General features: G+C 60.0%; 17 protein-coding genes and 1 tRNA gene. 6 read left to right on the top strand and 12 right to left on the bottom strand.

Annotation, left to right across the window (positions count from 1 at the left end; all coding sequences use genetic code 11):
* Window positions 1-44: 44 nt before the first annotated feature.
* Both H0Z09_RS21160 and H0Z09_RS21155 read right to left on the bottom strand, forming a co-directional pair.
* Window positions 45-518 (bottom strand): peroxiredoxin, encoded by a 474-nt coding sequence (locus H0Z09_RS21160; protein WP_076950219.1) that lies wholly within the window; start codon window positions 516-518, stop codon window positions 45-47.
* 10 nt (window positions 519-528) lie between these two features.
* Window positions 529-1,089, bottom strand: coding sequence for a glycine cleavage system protein R (locus H0Z09_RS21155; RefSeq protein WP_012722773.1), 561 nt, complete (start codon window positions 1,087-1,089; stop codon window positions 529-531).
* 273 nt (window positions 1,090-1,362) lie between these two features.
* On the opposite strand from H0Z09_RS21155, the gene dapA reads away from it, so the two are divergent.
* The 5 genes from dapA (at window position 1,363) to H0Z09_RS21130 (ending at window position 5,051) form a co-directional block, all read left to right on the top strand.
* Complete coding sequence (gene dapA, locus H0Z09_RS21150; RefSeq protein ID WP_186693192.1) at window positions 1,363-2,241, top strand: 4-hydroxy-tetrahydrodipicolinate synthase; 879 nt, start codon at window positions 1,363-1,365, stop codon at window positions 2,239-2,241.
* A 17-nt stretch (window positions 2,242-2,258) separates the two neighbouring features.
* Entirely contained in the window at window positions 2,259-3,374 is a 1,116-nt protein-coding gene (bamC, locus tag H0Z09_RS21145; protein WP_076950221.1) for an outer membrane protein assembly factor BamC, read from the top strand.
* A 4-nt stretch (window positions 3,375-3,378) separates the two neighbouring features.
* Window positions 3,379-4,137 (top strand): MBL fold metallo-hydrolase, encoded by a 759-nt coding sequence (locus H0Z09_RS21140; protein ID WP_186693189.1) that lies wholly within the window; start codon window positions 3,379-3,381, stop codon window positions 4,135-4,137.
* 27 nt (window positions 4,138-4,164) lie between these two features.
* Complete coding sequence (purC, locus tag H0Z09_RS21135) at window positions 4,165-4,878, top strand: phosphoribosylaminoimidazolesuccinocarboxamide synthase (RefSeq protein ID WP_027604309.1); 714 nt, start codon at window positions 4,165-4,167, stop codon at window positions 4,876-4,878.
* A gap of 83 nt (window positions 4,879-4,961) precedes the next feature.
* Window positions 4,962-5,051, top strand: a tRNA-Ser gene (locus H0Z09_RS21130).
* Between the two features lie 80 nt (window positions 5,052-5,131).
* On the opposite strand, the gene H0Z09_RS21125 is transcribed toward H0Z09_RS21130, so the two are convergent.
* From H0Z09_RS21125 to H0Z09_RS21105, 5 genes are all read right to left on the bottom strand, one after another.
* Entirely contained in the window at window positions 5,132-5,419 is a 288-nt protein-coding gene (locus H0Z09_RS21125; RefSeq protein WP_186693187.1) for a type II toxin-antitoxin system RelE/ParE family toxin, read from the bottom strand.
* Window positions 5,409-5,648 carry a type II toxin-antitoxin system RelB/DinJ family antitoxin gene (locus H0Z09_RS21120; RefSeq protein ID WP_186693185.1) on the bottom strand — a complete coding sequence of 80 codons (240 nt, stop codon included), beginning with the start codon at window positions 5,646-5,648 and terminating at the stop codon, window positions 5,409-5,411. The genes H0Z09_RS21125 and H0Z09_RS21120 overlap by 11 nt, the downstream gene beginning before the upstream one ends.
* 454 nt (window positions 5,649-6,102) lie before the next feature.
* Entirely contained in the window at window positions 6,103-7,329 is a 1,227-nt protein-coding gene (locus H0Z09_RS21115) for an MFS transporter (RefSeq protein WP_186693183.1), read from the bottom strand.
* Between the two features lie 234 nt (window positions 7,330-7,563).
* The gene (locus H0Z09_RS21110; protein WP_186693181.1) at window positions 7,564-7,935 is read right to left on the bottom strand and encodes a transcriptional regulator; all 372 of its coding nucleotides are present in this window, start codon (window positions 7,933-7,935) and stop codon (window positions 7,564-7,566) included.
* Between the two features lie 3 nt (window positions 7,936-7,938).
* A complete protein-coding gene (locus H0Z09_RS21105; protein ID WP_124357462.1) occupies window positions 7,939-8,241 on the bottom strand; it encodes a type II toxin-antitoxin system HigB family toxin in 303 nt (100 codons plus the stop codon).
* Between the two features lie 302 nt (window positions 8,242-8,543).
* On the opposite strand from H0Z09_RS21105, the gene H0Z09_RS21100 reads away from it, so the two are divergent.
* Entirely contained in the window at window positions 8,544-10,169 is a 1,626-nt protein-coding gene (locus H0Z09_RS21100) for a methyl-accepting chemotaxis protein (protein WP_186693179.1), read from the top strand.
* Between the two features lie 9 nt (window positions 10,170-10,178).
* On the opposite strand, the gene H0Z09_RS21095 is transcribed toward H0Z09_RS21100, so the two are convergent.
* From H0Z09_RS21095 to H0Z09_RS21075, 5 genes are read right to left on the bottom strand one after another with little or no spacing between them, the layout of a single operon-like run.
* The gene (locus tag H0Z09_RS21095; RefSeq protein WP_186693177.1) at window positions 10,179-12,104 is read right to left on the bottom strand and encodes a response regulator; all 1,926 of its coding nucleotides are present in this window, start codon (window positions 12,102-12,104) and stop codon (window positions 10,179-10,181) included.
* Entirely contained in the window at window positions 12,094-12,957 is an 864-nt protein-coding gene (locus H0Z09_RS21090; protein ID WP_186693175.1) for an ATP-binding protein, read from the bottom strand. Before H0Z09_RS21090 ends, H0Z09_RS21095 begins: the two co-directional genes overlap by 11 nt.
* Window positions 12,950-13,957 (bottom strand): ATP-binding protein, encoded by a 1,008-nt coding sequence (locus H0Z09_RS21085; protein ID WP_186693172.1) that lies wholly within the window; start codon window positions 13,955-13,957, stop codon window positions 12,950-12,952. Before H0Z09_RS21085 ends, H0Z09_RS21090 begins: the two co-directional genes overlap by 8 nt.
* On the bottom strand, window positions 13,948-14,352 hold the full coding sequence (locus H0Z09_RS21080) for an ATP-binding protein (protein WP_076950232.1): 405 nt from the start codon (window positions 14,350-14,352) through the stop codon (window positions 13,948-13,950). Before H0Z09_RS21080 ends, H0Z09_RS21085 begins: the two co-directional genes overlap by 10 nt.
* On the bottom strand, window positions 14,349-14,711 hold the full coding sequence (locus tag H0Z09_RS21075) for an STAS domain-containing protein (protein WP_017254285.1): 363 nt from the start codon (window positions 14,709-14,711) through the stop codon (window positions 14,349-14,351). The genes H0Z09_RS21080 and H0Z09_RS21075 overlap by 4 nt, the downstream gene beginning before the upstream one ends.
* Window position 14,712 lies beyond the last annotated feature (1 nt).

Genomic DNA, 14,712 nt, shown 5'->3' with positions numbered 1-14,712 from the left:
CGGATCGCTTCGCAACCCAGCGCGGGGCAAGCCCGCTCACTACATCAACCCTTGTCCAGCGCCTGGGCCGCTGCCAGAACAGCATCCACATGCCCCGGCACTTTCACACCGCGCCATTCCTGGCGCAACACGCCCTCCTTGTCGATCAGGAAAGTGCTGCGATCCACGCCCAGGTATTCCTTGCCGTACAGCTTCTTCAGCTTGATCACATCAAACAACTGGCAAACCGCTTCATCCTTGTCGCTGATCAGCTCGAAGGGGAATGCCTGCTTGCCCTTGAAATTCTCATGAGACTTCAAGCTGTCGCGCGACACGCCGAACACCTCGGTGTTGGCGGCCTTGAACGCTTCATGTTGATCCCGAAAACCCTGGCCCTGAGTGGTGCAGCCCGGCGTGCTGTCCTTTGGGTAGAAGTAGATCACCACCTGCTTGCCCTTGAGTGCGGCCAGGCTGAAGGTCTGGCCGCTGGTGGCCTGGGCTTCGAAATCGGCGACCGGTGTATCGATGACTACCGCCATGAAAACTTCCTTACATTGGGTTCTGTGGGCGCCATGGTTCGATCAGTGCGTCGAGGTTCAACGCATCGGCGAAATCCAGGAACTGGTCGCGCAACCAGCTGATCTGCACGCCGGCCGGCAAAGTGACGGTGAACGTGGCGTTCAGCATGGTGCCGCCGGTCTGCGGAGCCAGGTAGGTGTCGCAGGTCAGGTTCTCCAGTTCGACGTTGTGGTCGATAAAGAACTGGCACAGCTCGTTGACGATGTCCGAACGATAGGCCGAGCTGACATACGCCACGTAGGGCAGGGCCTGTGGCCGGTTCTCGAGGGCGGCGCTGCGCACCACGTTGACCGTGAAGTCATGCTTCTTGGCCAGGCCCGGCAGGCCGGTCTCCAGGCGCGCCAGGGCATCCCAGGTGCCGGAGATCTGCAAGACCAGCGCACTGCACTCGCCATGGCGGGTCAGGCGCGACGTTACGACGGCGCAGCGGTTTTCATGGCTGGCGCGGCACAGGACGTTGGTCAGCTCCATGGGGTTGGCGCCGAGGGCACTGATAACAAGGAATTGTTCGCGAACTGTGGGGGTGGACATGCAGCCTTCCTAAAACGATGAGCGGTCGATACCGTGGGGGCCGTATCGATCAAAGGATCAAGGGTAGCGAAAAGCGCCGCCAAGGGATAGGAGGTGGCGGTTTCATTGCGTGATCGGTCCTATTTCATCGTGCTTCATGGCCTGGTTTGGTCCGATGATGGCCTTGTCCAGCGTTTAGTTGCGCCAGAACGCATCCTCAGGCGGTACTTCGCTTGTGCAAGCATCTTGGCGCCAGTACCATTACCGCTCTCTTTTTCCGGCAGGAGCGGTTGCATGATTGCGGGCAGTATGGTGGCACTGGTCACACCCATGGATGCACAAGGTCGTCTTGACTGGGACAGCCTGGGCAAACTGGTGGACTTCCACCTGCAAGAAGGCACCAACGCCATCGTGGCGGTCGGCACCACCGGTGAATCGGCCACCCTCGATGTGGAAGAGCACATCCAGGTGATCGAGTTCGTGGTCAAGCGCGTCGCGGGCCGTATTGCCGTGATCGCCGGTACGGGCGCCAACTCGACGCGTGAAGCCATCGAGCTGACCAAAAACGCCAAAAAGGCCGGCGCCGATGCCTGCCTGCTGGTGACCCCGTATTACAACAAGCCGACCCAGGAAGGCCTGTACCAGCACTTTTGCGCCATTGCCGAAGCCGTCAATATCCCGCAGATCCTCTATAACGTACCGGGTCGTACCGCGTGCGATATGAAGGCCGAGACCGTGATCCGCCTGTCCACCGTGCCGAACATCATCGGCATCAAGGAAGCTACGGGCGACCTGCAGCGCGCCAAGGACATCCTGGCCGGCGTGAGCAGCGACTTCCTGTTGTATTCCGGTGACGACGCCACCGCCGTGGAACTGATCCTGCTGGGTGGCAAAGGCAACATCTCCGTGACTGCCAACGTGGCCCCGCGCGCCATGAGCGACATGTGCGCCGCCGCCATCGCCGGCGACGCCGTGACCGCCCGTGCCATCCACGAAAAGCTGATGCCGCTCAACAAGACACTGTTTATCGAATCCAACCCTATTCCCGTGAAATGGGCGCTGACTGAAATGGGCATGATGCCGGACGGTATCCGTCTGCCGCTCACCCGTCTCAGTGAAGCCTGTCACGAACCGCTGCGACAGGCCCTGCGCCAGTCCGGCGTCCTGGTTTAATTGAGGAAGCACTACGCATGAAGCGATTGGCCGGACTTTCCGCACTTGCCTTGATTATCTCCAGCACCAGTGGCTGCGGTTGGATCTGGGGCCCGGAAGGCTACTTCCGTGACCGCGGTAGCGATTACCTGGAAGCCCAACCCACCAAACCCATGGAATTGCCGCCGGGCGTCAATGTCGCCAAGCGCCTTGACCCGTTGCTGCCGATCCCGCGCAACGTCGCCGACGACACCACCAAGGGTGAGTACGTGGTACCGCGTCCGCAGCCGATCGCGTCCGTGGCGGATGCCAGCGACTACAGCCTGCAGAAGAGCGGTGACTCCCGCTGGATCGTGGCCCAGCGCCCACCTGCCGAAGTCTGGCCGGTGGCCGTGCAGTTCTTTCAGGACAATGGTTTTCGCATCGACGAACAGCGCCCGCAGACCGGTGAGTTCACCACCGCATGGCAGCAGGGCAGCGAACTGTCGGCCACCATGGCCAAGCGTTTGCAGGCCGGCGGTGTAGCCGCCGACAGCGAAGCCCGCGTGCGTGTGCGCATCGAGCCAGGCGTACAGCGCAATACCAGTGAAGTCTACGTGGTCAGCGCCGAGCGTCCCGCCGGCAGCACGGCCAACGTTGAATTCACCAACCGCTCGGTCAATACCGGCGTCGACTCGGCACTGGTCGACGAAATGCTGGCCAGCATGAGCCGTATCTCTGAGAAGGGTGGTTCGGTATCCCTGCTCGCGGCACGCGATTACGACACCCCGAGCCGTGTCAGCCTCACCGAAGACGGCAGCGGTAACGTGGTGCTCAACCTGGGTGAAGACCTCGACCGTGCCTGGGCCAGTGTGGGTCGCGCGCTGGAGCAGGGCCCATGGCGTGTTGAAGACATCAACCGCAGCCTGGGCCTGTACTACATCAACGTGGCTGAGAAGGCCGAGCGTAAAGATGAAGAGCCCGGTTTCTTCGGCAAGCTGTTCGGCAGCCAGCCGACCAAGGAAGAGATCGAGACCCGCGCCGAGCGTTACCAGGTTCGTTTGAGCAAGGTAGGCGACGCCGTGCAAGTCACCGTCGAGAAAAACATCAATACCGTTGCGCCCGCTGAAACAGCGCGCAAAGTATTGGGCGTGATTCAGGACAACCTGGGCTGATCCGATGCGTTTTGCCGTTCTCGGCAGCGGTAGCCAAGGGAACGGCACGCTGGTCGCACATGACGACACGTATGTGCTGGTGGATTGTGGTTTCTCGTTACGGGAAACCGAGCGGCGCCTGCTGCGGCTGGGGGTTCACCCCGCACAGCTGAGCGCGATTCTGGTGACCCACGAACATGCCGACCACGTGCATGGCGTGGGTTTGCTGTCTCGGCGCTACAATCTTCCGGTCTACCTCAGTCGCGGCACCTTGCGCGGGATGCGCAAACCCATTGAACCTGCGGGTTTCCTGGCCGGTGGCGAGCAACTGCAGGTCGGTGCCCTGAGCATCGATGTCATCGCCGTGGCGCACGACGCCCAGGAGCCGACGCAGTATGTGTTCAGTGACGGTGAGCGGCGCTTCGGCGTACTCACCGACCTGGGCTCCTACTGCGCCAAGGTGCTGGACGGTTACCGGAACCTCGATGCGTTGATGATCGAGTCCAACCACTGCCGTGACCTGCTGGCCCGCGGTCATTACCCGTACTTTCTCAAGCAGCGGGTGGGCGGCGAACTGGGGCATTTGAACAACCATCAGGCGGCGTACCTGGTGTATGAGTTGGGCTGGCAAGACTTGCAACACCTGGTCCTGGCCCACCTGAGCAGCAAGAACAACCTGCCGACGCTTGCCCGGCAATGTTTTGTCGACACCCTCGGGTGCGACCCGGACTGGCTGCAACTGGCCGATCAAGATTCAGGGCTCGACTGGCGACACATCGCCTAGCCCACCATTTAGCAAGCGGAGCCCATCATGGAAAAACGTGAAGAACTCTACCGCGGCAAAGCCAAGTCGGTGTACAAGACCGACGACGCCAACCGCCTGATCCTGCTGTTTCGCAACGACACCTCGGCGTTCGACGGCAAGCGCATCGAACAGCTTGATCGCAAGGGCATGGTGAACAACAAGTTCAACGCCTTCATCATGCAGAAGCTCGAAGCGGCCGGTATCCCGACTCAATTCGACAAACTGCTGGGCGACAACGAGTGCCTGGTCAAAAAGCTCGACATGATCCCGGTGGAATGCGTCGTGCGTAACTACGCCGCCGGCAGCCTGGTCAAGCGCCTGGGCGTGGAGGAGGGCCTCAAGCTCAACCCCTACACCTTCGAACTGTTCCTGAAGGACGACGCCAAGGGTGACCCGTTCATCAATGAATCCCACGTCGTGGCGTTCGGCTGGGGCACCGCTGAGCAACTGGCTCGCATGAAGGAGTTGTCCCTCAAGGTCAATGACGTGCTGAGCAAGCTGTTCGACGACGCAGGCCTCTTGCTGGTGGACTTCAAGCTCGAATTCGGCGTGTTCCACGACGGCTCCATCGTCCTGGGCGACGAATTCAGCCCGGACGGTTGCCGCCTATGGGACAAGGACACCAAGAAAAAGATGGACAAAGACCGCTTCCGCCAAGGCCTGGGTGACGTGATCGAAGCCTACGAAGAAGTCGCCAAGCGCCTCGGCGTACCGCTTTAATCGACGCAAGCATCTGATAGCACGGAAAAAAATCGCCTCGGCGCTTTGCATCCTCGAATCATGCTGTTATGATGCGCGCCGTTGGAGAGATGCCAGAGTGGCCGAATGGGACGGATTCGAAATCCGTTGTACCTTCACCGGTACCTAGGGTTCGAATCCCTATCTCTCCGCCATACATAAAAAAGCCCCGTAGCTGAATAAGCTCCGGGGCTTTTTCGTTTGGGCGTCTTTGTAAAGGACTATCAACCTACGGTTAGCTCAAGCGCTCAGTCGCCTTCCGATACGCCTGATCATGCTCCCGCTTATTTACGGCCACCACGACGACGGTAATTTCCTGATCGACCACTTGATATACCAGCCTGTAACCGCTACTGCGTAATTTGATCTTGTAGCAGTCAGGCAGACCATGCAGGCGATTGGCTTCATTGCGGGGATTGTTCAGAATCTCCGCCAGCTTCTTCTTGAACTGCTGACGGAGGGTGTCGCCTAGTTTTTGCCATTCCTTCAATGCGCGCGCATCAAAATCAAGGCTATAGGTCATCTAAAGAAATCTTCACTCGCTGGGGCGATGCCAAGCGTTCCCGTACAGTGGCCATCAAGGCTTCATCTTCCTCCGTCATCAGCACGGGCTTGAATGGCAGCTGACCACGCTCGGCTACGTACTGCAGCGCCTGACGCATCAGCTCGGAGGGCGTGACGCCGAGCTTCTCCAATTCGAGGTAGGCGCGAGCTTTCAGGTCGTCATCAATACGAACGTTGATAGATGCCATGGGAAAGGTCCTCGTGTAATGACGTTGGTCATTACATTGGATCAGGTGCGTTCCTTTGGCAAGTCTGTCTGGACATACGGCAATCGCTTTCATTCGTTGACCCTACTTTTTATCCTTCGGTTTTGCTGACGGCTTTTTATCCGTTTCCTTAACCGTCTCTCTTGGCCTTTTCTTTGCCTCACCCTCTGTCACGTATTCCCCTGTGACCGCATCTCGATATCTCGTTGGCATATAAGCTCCCTGGCAATAGTCGCCACGTCGGCGACCCTTTTGAGGCTAGCTCAGAGGCTTACGCACACAAGCTTCACGGTGGCAATTCTCGTTACCGGGTTTTTCCGAAATAATTACTGACCCGGAACAAAAAAAGCCTGCTGAACTCAACGTTCAGCAGGCTTTGTAATGAGCGTTTTCAGGCTCTGAAAATTGTGTGGATGCCTATGCCAGTGGACACCTGTCAGACCGGCTGCGCCACCATGCGATTGCTAATGTTACGCCCCAGCACCAACACCGTGACGAAACCCACGCCCACCAGCGCCGTAGCCAGGCTCAATAACACCGAGGTGCCAAGGTGGTCGACGATCTGTCCACCAAAGAACGAGCCCAGCGCAATGATCACTTGGAACAACGCAACGAACAACGGCATGCCACGTTCCACATCCTTGGGCGCGACCACGAACATCCAGATACTGGCGCACGCCGGGAAGGCGCCGAAGGCGAAGCCCCACAACGCGATCAGCATCGTGGCGCCGATCATGCCGGTGGCGAAGTAGGGGAACAGGGCGGTGCTGGTGCCGATCATCAGCGCGACCAGCAGCAAGGTGTGACGTACGCTGCGGTTGGCGGCGAAACCGGCAAAGATGTTACCCGCGACCCCGGCCACGCCAAACATCAGCAACAGCGAACCGATCGTCGGCCCGTCGAAGCCGGCGCTGTTCTTGAAGAACGGCGCGACATAGGTGTACGCGGCAAAGTGCGCAAGGCCGATCAGCAATACGGCGATCAGTCCGACCCTGGCACGTGGGTTGATAAACAGCGCCGGCAGGTCACTGACCAGAATGGCCTTCTCCGGGTAGAGTCGGGGCAACAGGAAGACCTGCGCCAGCAGGACCGGTATGCCCAGCACCGCCGTGACCAGGAAGGTCATGCGCCAGCCCATCAAGCCACTCAGCCAGGTGCCGACGGGTACGCCCAGTACGGTGGCGAGGGTCACGCCCATCATGATGATCGAGGTGGCTTTGGCGACGTCCACGCCCCTGGGGGCCAGGCGGCCGCTGAGGGCGATGGCCGTCGCCCAGAAACCGCCAATGCTGATGCCCAGCAACACGCGGCCGAACAGCAGCAGGCTGAAGTCACTGGCGAAGGCCACGACCAGGTTGGCGATGATCATCACCAGCGTCAGGCCGATCAGCAGATAGCGGCGATCCATCTTGCCGATGACCACAGACAGCAGCGGCGCGGCGAGGGCGGCCATGATGCCCGGCAGGGTCACCATCAGGCCCGCGTGGCCGGCGCTGATGCCGAGGTCGCTGGCAACGTCGTTGAGCACGCCCACCGGCAGAAACTCGCTGGTCACCAGAGCAAAGGCGCCCACGGCGACCGAGAGAATTGCCAGCCACTGCTGTTTGACACTCTGTTGGTTATGTTCGGGAAGGCCGCGAGGGGCCTGGGTGGCGCTTGGCATGGAGTCAGGTTCCGGGGTGAACGTCGCCTGAAGCCAGGCGAAGGGGAGGGAATTTGGAGCCGATTATAGAAACCTGTTGTGGTAATTGAGCAGGCGCTCGGTTCGATAGTAATCATCAGTGCAATCGATGCGTCTGGATTCAGTCGTTACGCAGGCTACAAACGTGCCCTTGAGTGTCGCGCTGCTTGAACAGACAAAGCGCTTCGCTCTACGGGCTTTTTCGTACCTTCGATTTCACGCATTTTTTACCGGCCGAATCAGGCTCCCGGCCGGAATTCCAAACATTTCATGCAGTTTCCAAATCATTGGCAAAGTAAGTGCGCGTTTTCCATTAAGCACTTCATAGACCCGGTTTTGACGGCCAATGGCGGGCACCAGATCTGCTGGCGAAAGACCAGACTGTTCCATTCTGAAACGAATGGCGTCGACGGGGGTGGGCAGGTCAATCGGGAAGTGCTTGGCCTCATAGGCTTCAATCAGGGTGATCATCACGTCGAAGTAATCACCTTCTGGCGTACCGGGTTCCGGTTCGTCATCGAACAGCGGCGAGACTGACTTCAGTGCGTCTTTATAGTCTTGCTCGGTATGGATGGGGCGGATATTCATGGGTTACTCCGTTTCAACGGTGTCGGCGTCAATCGCGTCGTACTGCTTATGCGTACCGACGAACTTGATGTAGAGAGCGCCGTAGCGATAGGCCACTGCGACCACGAGCCGATAGTCGTTGTCTTTTATATTGAAGACGACTCTGCGGCTCTTGAGGACGCTTGCATGACGAAACTGTTCCTTGATGTCAGCCGGGGTGGACCAATCGGCATTTTTTGCCTCATCTATCCAGGCCAGTAGCGATTGCTCGGCGTCCGGGTACTTGCGCCAAAAGGTTTTGAGTTGGCTGATCGCGATGATTCTCATGAGGAAATCCTAGTCCCACGATGGGACTTATGCAAGCTCGTATTATTGGTGACGGTTGTTTCCGGGTAGCCGCCTTAGGTCAGAAAAGGTTTTGCCGCATAAGAAATCTCCGTTGTAACGGTGAAGGAATACGTTCCGAACCCAGTATTGCCCTCAAGTAGCTTTTTGCTCGTCAACAGGTCAAATAACTCCCTGATATTCATGACAATTAATTTCCCTTCCACCTACGCTCTAAAGTCCCGCCTGCGCAGGCCGAAACCCTCTCATACGACGTCATATCCCCAATACGAGATCTCCCCGAAATGTCCCTTCGCAACCTGTCCATCGCTCGCCGTGCGGGTCTGGGTTTTGCCTTGATCGCTTTGCTCGTGGCCCTGCTGGGTTTTTTTGCGCTGTCGAACATGGCAAGCATTCGCGCCAGTGCGGTGCAGGTTGAAAGCGGGCTGGTGCCCAAGATGCGGCTGGTGGCGGACATTCGCGAAATCATGCTGCGCATTCGGACGATCTCGTTGCGCATGGCGCTGGACCCGAATCCGGCCAGCATCCCGCAATACCGCAGCCAGATGGACACCCGCAGCCAGGACCTGACCAAACGGCTGGGCGAACTCGATGCGGTCATCGATACCCCGCAAGTGCGCGCGCTCTACGATCAATTCCAGGGTTCGCTGCGTCAGTACCAACAGGGGCTGGCTCAATCCTTCGTGCTTGCCGACAAGCAGCAGGTTACCGAGCTGAACAAGTTGCTGCTGGTGGACATGAAAACCGTGATCGATGGCTCCGGTGCGCAGCTCAATGCACTGGCTGACTACTACAACGCGCAGATCAACCAGCAGGGCCAACTGGCCGAGTCGCAGTACAGCCGCTCGCGCACCATGGTGTTTGGCTTCGTACTCCTGGCCGCGTTGAGCACCGTGGCGCTGGCCTGGTTGCTGACGCGCAGCATTGTCGGCCCGCTGAGCCATGCGGTGCGGGCTGCCGAAAACGTGGCTCAAGGCGACCTGACCCAGACGGTGGACGTTACCGGTGATGACGAAGTGACGCGTCTGCTGGTTGCACTCAAGAGCATGCAGGCCAACCTGCGCGGGACCTTGCAGCTGATCCGCCAGTCAGCGGGGCAGATGGCCTCATCCGCCACTGACCTCAATGGCATCACTGATCAAAGCAGCCGCAACCTGCAAAAGCAGACCGCCGAAATCGAGCAGGCCGCTACCGCCGTCAATGAGATGACGTCCGCGGCGGACGAAGTGGCGCGCAACGCAGTGTCCACCTCCGAGTCCACGCGTATATCCAATGAAACGGCGCGCGAAGGCCAGCATCGCGTTGGCGAAACCGTCAGCGCCATCCAGGCTCTGAGCACGAACATAGGTGAGACTTCGACGCTGGTGCAGAACCTCGCCGAACAATCGCGTGATATCGGCAAGGTGCTCGACGTGATTCGCTCCATTGCCGAACAGACCAACCTGCTGGCCCTCAATGCCGCCATCGAGGCTGCGCGGGCCGGTGAGTCCGGGCGCGGCTTTGCGGTCGTTGCCGATGAAGTGCGCGCGCTGGCGCATCGTACCCAGCAATCCACCCTGGAAATCGACCAGATGGTCACAGCGATGCGCACAGGCTCGGATCACGCGCTGACCTCAATGCAGTCGAGTACCCAGCGCGCCACCGATACCCTGGCCTTGGCCGAAGGGGCGGGTGGCGCGTTGAGCCAGATCACCGACTCCATCGACCAGATCCATCAACGCAACCTGGTGATTGCCAGCGCCGCGGAAGAACAGGCGCAAGTGGCCAAGGAAGTCGACCGCAACATCGTCAACATTCGCGACTTGTCTGCCCAATCCTCATCCGGCGCCGGGCAGATCAATGGATCGAGTCGCGAACTGGCCCAGTTGGCGGCTTCGCTGAACGAGGCGGTGGCGCGGTTCCAGCTGTAATCAGCGGCGCTAGGACTTTGCTTCCAGGCCCTGGCGAATCTTCTCAAGCAGCTCATCGATGTGAAACGGCTTGGTGATCAGGTCCATGCCTTCACCCAGGAAGTTTTGTCGATTGGCTGCATTCTCGGCGTAGCCGGTCATGAACAGGATCGGCAAATCGTTGCGCAGGCCACGGGCGAAGTCGGCCAATTCACGGCCGGTCATGTAGGGCAGGCCGACATCGGTGAGCAGCAGGTTAATCGTCACGTCGGTCTTCAAGCTAGCGATCGCTTCGTCACCGTCGGCTGCCAGGCTGCAGCGGTAACCGGCGTCTGCCAGCACTTCGGCGACAAAGCTGCGCACCGAGGGCATGTCTTCGACGATCAATATGTGCTCACCGTTGCTTTTGCCTGGCTTCGCCAGCGTCCTGGTGGCCACCGAAGCGGGACCCTCGGCCGCCGGGAGCATGATTGTCACTTCGGTGCCTTGGCGGGTGACGCTGCGGATCTGCGCATCACCGCCGGACTGGCGTGCGAAACCGTAGATGGTCGACAGGCCCAGGCCGGTGCCCTGACCTACGGGTTTGGTGGTGAAGAAGGGATCGAACACCTTGTCGATGACGCTGTGCTCGATGCCCACGCCGTTATCACGTACCGACAGCGCGATGTAGGGGCCGTTTTCCAGCTTGAGGTTGCCGTTGGAGTAGGCCGGGTAAGTGGTCACCCAGATGTTGCCGCCTTTGGGCAATGCATCGCGGGCGTTGATCACCAGGTTCAGCACCGCGCTTTCCAGTTGGATCGGGTCGACCATCGCCACGGCAGAGTTGTTGGTCAGCTCCAGTTTCAGGGCTATGTGTTCGCCGATGGTGCGCACCAGCAATTCTTCCAGGGAGAGGATATGCGCGTTGATGTCGATCGGCCGCGTGTCCAGCGGCTGCTGGCGGGCGAACGCGAGCAGGCGGTTGGTCAGGCCGGCGGCGCTCAGGGCTGAACTGAGCGCGGCGTCGGCATAGCCCAGGACCTTGTCGGTGCGCTGGCTTTCGATGCGCTTCTTGATCAGCTCCAGACTGGTGATGATACCGGTGAGCAAATTGTTGAAGTCATGGGCGATGCCACCGGTGAGTTTGCCCAGGGCATCCATTTTCTGCGCCTGCAGCAGTTGCGCTTCAGTGCGTGCCAGGCGGGTCGCCGCGTTGGCCAGTTCGGCCTGCTGGTGGCGCTCGCGATGACGGTGTTCAGTGACGTCCTCGACAAATACCAGGCTCAGCTCGGCACGGTCATAGGGCGAAATCTGCCATTCGGTTTCGCGCAATTGACCGTCGACTTTCATCTGCAAGGTGCCTTTCCAGCGTTCACCGGCCGCCAGGCGCAGGCACAGTTCCTGGATGACCGCATACTGGTCGCCGGCGAAGCATTCAAGCAGCGCATCGGGGTTGAGGTTGTCGTGAATCAACTGGGCGAACGCATGGTTGCATTCGTGGACCTTCAGTTGCGCGTCGATCACGGCAATCGGCGCGCTGATGTTAAAGAAGATCTCTCGAAAACGTGCCTCGCTTTCCCGCAGCGCGTATTCGGTGTCGCGCACACGCAAAAGGGTGCGCAGGGTCGCAAGCAGGACCTCGGGGTCGATCGGGTGGATCAGGTAGGCGTCAGCCCCGGCGTCGAGGCCGGTGATGATGTCGCCGGTCTCGATGGAGGCCGCCGAAACATGCACCACGGGCAGCAAGGCCGTGTTCGGGTCGGTGCGCAAACGGCGCACGATATCGAAGCCGCTCATGTCGGGCAGGTTGACGTCGAGGATCAGCGCATCGATTTTTCCAGTGGCGATCAGGTCCAGCCCGTCCTGGCCCGTGCCGGCTTCAAGCACCTGGTAGTGATGGCGTTCGAGGCGCCGGCGCAGGGCGTAGCGCGTGGCGGCATTGTCGTCGACGATCAGCAGTTGGATATCACGTTTCATCGACGTTCTCGCTGGAGATGGACAGAGGAATAACCACAAAGAACAGCGAGCCCACGCCGGGCGTGCTTTCAACGCCTACCCGGCCACCCAGCAACTCGGCGAAACGCTTGCACAACGACAAGCCCAGGCCCGTGCCGCGCAGGCGTTTCTGCAACGGTGAGTCAATCTGGGAAAAGTCCTCGAACAGGTTGTTGTGCAACTCGGCGGGTATGCCCAGGCCGGTGTCCTGCACCGCAAAACGGATCTCGTGTTCGCTCTCCATGCGCGCCGACACCCGCACTTCACCTTGCAGGGTGAATTTAAGCGCATTGGAAATAAAGTTGCGCAGTATCTGCGCGAGTTTCTTGTCATCGGTGTAGAGCTTGGGCAAGCCGGAAGGCTTCTCGAAGATCAGGTCGACCGATGATGCGTCGACAATCGGGCGGAACATCCCGCGCAACGCCGAGAACAGGTCGAACATATCGAACCAGCCCGGGGAAATAGTGATACGCCCGGCCTCGATCTTGGCCAGGTCGAGCAAGTCGTCGACCATCTCGCGCAATTCGCGCGCCGAGGTGCGGATGAACCCCACCTGAGTGTGTTGCTCCGGGCTCAACGGGCCGTCCAGCTCGTCGGCAAGCAGGCTGGTGATGCTCAGGATCGAGCCCAGGGGTGTGCGGAACTCGTGGCTCATATACGACAGGAAACGACTCTTGAGGTCTGACGCCTGGCGCAGTTGATCGGCTTGCATGTCCAGCTCGGCATACAGCGCCAGCACGCCCTGGTTGGTTTCATCCAATTCCGTGCGCAAGGCATCCGCTTCTTGGCGTAGGCGTTGGATTTCAGCGGCGAGCGAGGCAGTGGTTTCAGCCATCGATGGCCTCCAGGGCAATCACGAAGACGGTAACGTCATCCCGGCCGCGGCAGAAGTCACGGTGCAGGATGGCAGCGATCAGGGCAGGGTGGCGGTGGACGAGCCCTGGGTAGTCCGAAAGGTTCCAGCGTGATTGCAGGCCGTCGCTGTAAAGGATCAGCAACTGATTGGCCACCTGAGCATAGTCGAAGGGTTGAGCCTTGCGAAACTGCACGCCGATGATACCGGGGTGGGACGCCAGGCCGCGCGACTTGTCGGGCCCGATCAGGCTTCCGCCGATATTGCCCACGCCGGTGAAGCGGAGCGTGTCGGCCACGGCATCGTACTGTGCCACCGCCATGGCGGCACCCCGGGTACCGTTCATGCCGACGTGCATGTCGTTCATCAAGGCCGTCGAATCCACGAAGGCGCTCTGTGCAAACACCGCTTCTCCCGCTCGGGCTGCCTGCTCGGCATATTCGCCATGGCCGAGGCCGTCGGCCATCATCACACTGAAGCGCCCAGGCTCGATTGCCAGGTGCCAGGCATCACCGCAGTGAGGATCGTTATGCAGCGAGTGCTGGCTGACGCCATAGCGTATATCCCTGGTCGTCACGGCGCGCGGTGTCAGCCTGGCCAGTATCGCCGCGCCGCGCTGATCGGCATGTGCATCGAACACCTGCGCCAGGCGTGATATTGCTCCAAGCCCGATACCTTGGGTACCTCCGGTGGAGAAGCCGTCGACCAGCCCGCTGTTGATATCAAAGCCTTGCCCACGGTCGATGGCGATCATCTCGACGCCGCCGTTGCCGGTGGCGCGCAGGTGCAATTCACCGTGGGTAGCATGTTTGAGGATGTTGCTGGCGAGCTCGGTGGCGACCAGCGCCACTCGCCCCGCATCGGTCTCATCGAAGCCCAATGATTGGGAAAACTGCTGGGCCGTGCGCCGGGCGTGGCCGATCTGGCTGGTATCTTCAATCAGGAGTACTTGCGTGAGCGCGCTGGGAATATTCAGGCCCATCGGGTGATCGTCACGCGGGTACCCTTGCCAGGCTCGGTGTCCAGTTCAAACTCATCCACCAGGCGCTTGGCGCCGGTGAGCCCCAGGCCAAGGCCGCTGCCGGAGGTCCAGCCGTCGGTCATCGCCAGCTTGAGGTCGGGAATGCCCGGCCCTTCGTCGCGAAACGTCAGGCGTACACCGGGGCGGTGGTCTTTCTCGATCACAGCCCAGTCCATATAACCACCGCCGCCATAGACCACGGTGTTACGCGCCAACTCACTGACCGCCGTGACCAGTTTGGTCAGGTCGATCAGGCGCATGCCGCAGTCCTGGGCCAGTTTGCGTACCAATTGTCGAGCCAGCACAACGTCCTGTTCTATCAGCACAGGGTGTGTGCCGCTGCTGGCTTGGCTCATGAGTGTTCTACCCGGTCACGCAGCAGCTTCATGCCGCGCTCGACGTTGAGTGCGGTCGCGACGCCGGGCAGGGTCATGCCCAACTCCACCAAGGTGATGGCGACCGCGGGCTGCATGCCCACCAATACGGTTTGTGCATCCATGATCCGGGACAGCCCGGAGATGGTGCCGATCATGCGGCCAATGAAGGAGTCGACCATGTCCAGCGCCGAGATATCGATGAGCACGCCGCGCGCCGAGGTACGGCTGATACGCTCGGACAGGTCGTCCTGCAAGGTCAGCGCGAGTTGGTCGTGCATGTCCACCTGGATGGTCACGAGCAAAAACTCGCCCATCTGCAAAATAGGGATGCGTTCCATG

The organism is Pseudomonas sp. SWRI18, from assembly GCF_014268345.1.
In the GTDB taxonomy this organism is placed as follows: Bacteria; Pseudomonadota; Gammaproteobacteria; order Pseudomonadales; family Pseudomonadaceae; genus Aquipseudomonas; species Aquipseudomonas cedrina.
The sequence above is the reverse complement of the archived record's forward strand: the minus strand, read 5'-3'. Positions and strand labels throughout refer to the sequence as shown.

Coding starts and splice junctions, on each gene's coding strand:
- H0Z09_RS21075 (WP_017254285.1), bottom strand. CDS start 14,711: ATGGAACGCATCCCTATTTTGCAGATGGGCGAGTTTTTGCTCGTGACC.
- bamC (WP_076950221.1), top strand. CDS start 2,259: ATGAAGCGATTGGCCGGACTTTCCGCACTTGCCTTGATTATCTCCAGC.
- H0Z09_RS21120 (WP_186693185.1), bottom strand. CDS start 5,648: ATGGCATCTATCAACGTTCGTATTGATGACGACCTGAAAGCTCGCGCC.
- H0Z09_RS21085 (WP_186693172.1), bottom strand. CDS start 13,957: ATGGGCCTGAATATTCCCAGCGCGCTCACGCAAGTACTCCTGATTGAA.
- H0Z09_RS21090 (WP_186693175.1), bottom strand. CDS start 12,957: ATGGCTGAAACCACTGCCTCGCTCGCCGCTGAAATCCAACGCCTACGC.
- H0Z09_RS21160 (WP_076950219.1), bottom strand. CDS start 518: ATGGCGGTAGTCATCGATACACCGGTCGCCGATTTCGAAGCCCAGGCC.
- purC (WP_027604309.1), top strand. CDS start 4,165: ATGGAAAAACGTGAAGAACTCTACCGCGGCAAAGCCAAGTCGGTGTAC.
- dapA (WP_186693192.1), top strand. CDS start 1,363: ATGATTGCGGGCAGTATGGTGGCACTGGTCACACCCATGGATGCACAA.
- H0Z09_RS21155 (WP_012722773.1), bottom strand. CDS start 1,089: ATGTCCACCCCCACAGTTCGCGAACAATTCCTTGTTATCAGTGCCCTC.
- H0Z09_RS21080 (WP_076950232.1), bottom strand. CDS start 14,352: ATGAGCCAAGCCAGCAGCGGCACACACCCTGTGCTGATAGAACAGGAC.
- H0Z09_RS21100 (WP_186693179.1), top strand. CDS start 8,544: ATGTCCCTTCGCAACCTGTCCATCGCTCGCCGTGCGGGTCTGGGTTTT.
- H0Z09_RS21110 (WP_186693181.1), bottom strand. CDS start 7,935: ATGAATATCCGCCCCATCCATACCGAGCAAGACTATAAAGACGCACTG.
- H0Z09_RS21140 (WP_186693189.1), top strand. CDS start 3,379: ATGCGTTTTGCCGTTCTCGGCAGCGGTAGCCAAGGGAACGGCACGCTG.
- H0Z09_RS21095 (WP_186693177.1), bottom strand. CDS start 12,104: ATGAAACGTGATATCCAACTGCTGATCGTCGACGACAATGCCGCCACG.
- H0Z09_RS21125 (WP_186693187.1), bottom strand. CDS start 5,419: ATGACCTATAGCCTTGATTTTGATGCGCGCGCATTGAAGGAATGGCAA.
- H0Z09_RS21105 (WP_124357462.1), bottom strand. CDS start 8,241: ATGAGAATCATCGCGATCAGCCAACTCAAAACCTTTTGGCGCAAGTAC.
- H0Z09_RS21115 (WP_186693183.1), bottom strand. CDS start 7,329: ATGCCAAGCGCCACCCAGGCCCCTCGCGGCCTTCCCGAACATAACCAA.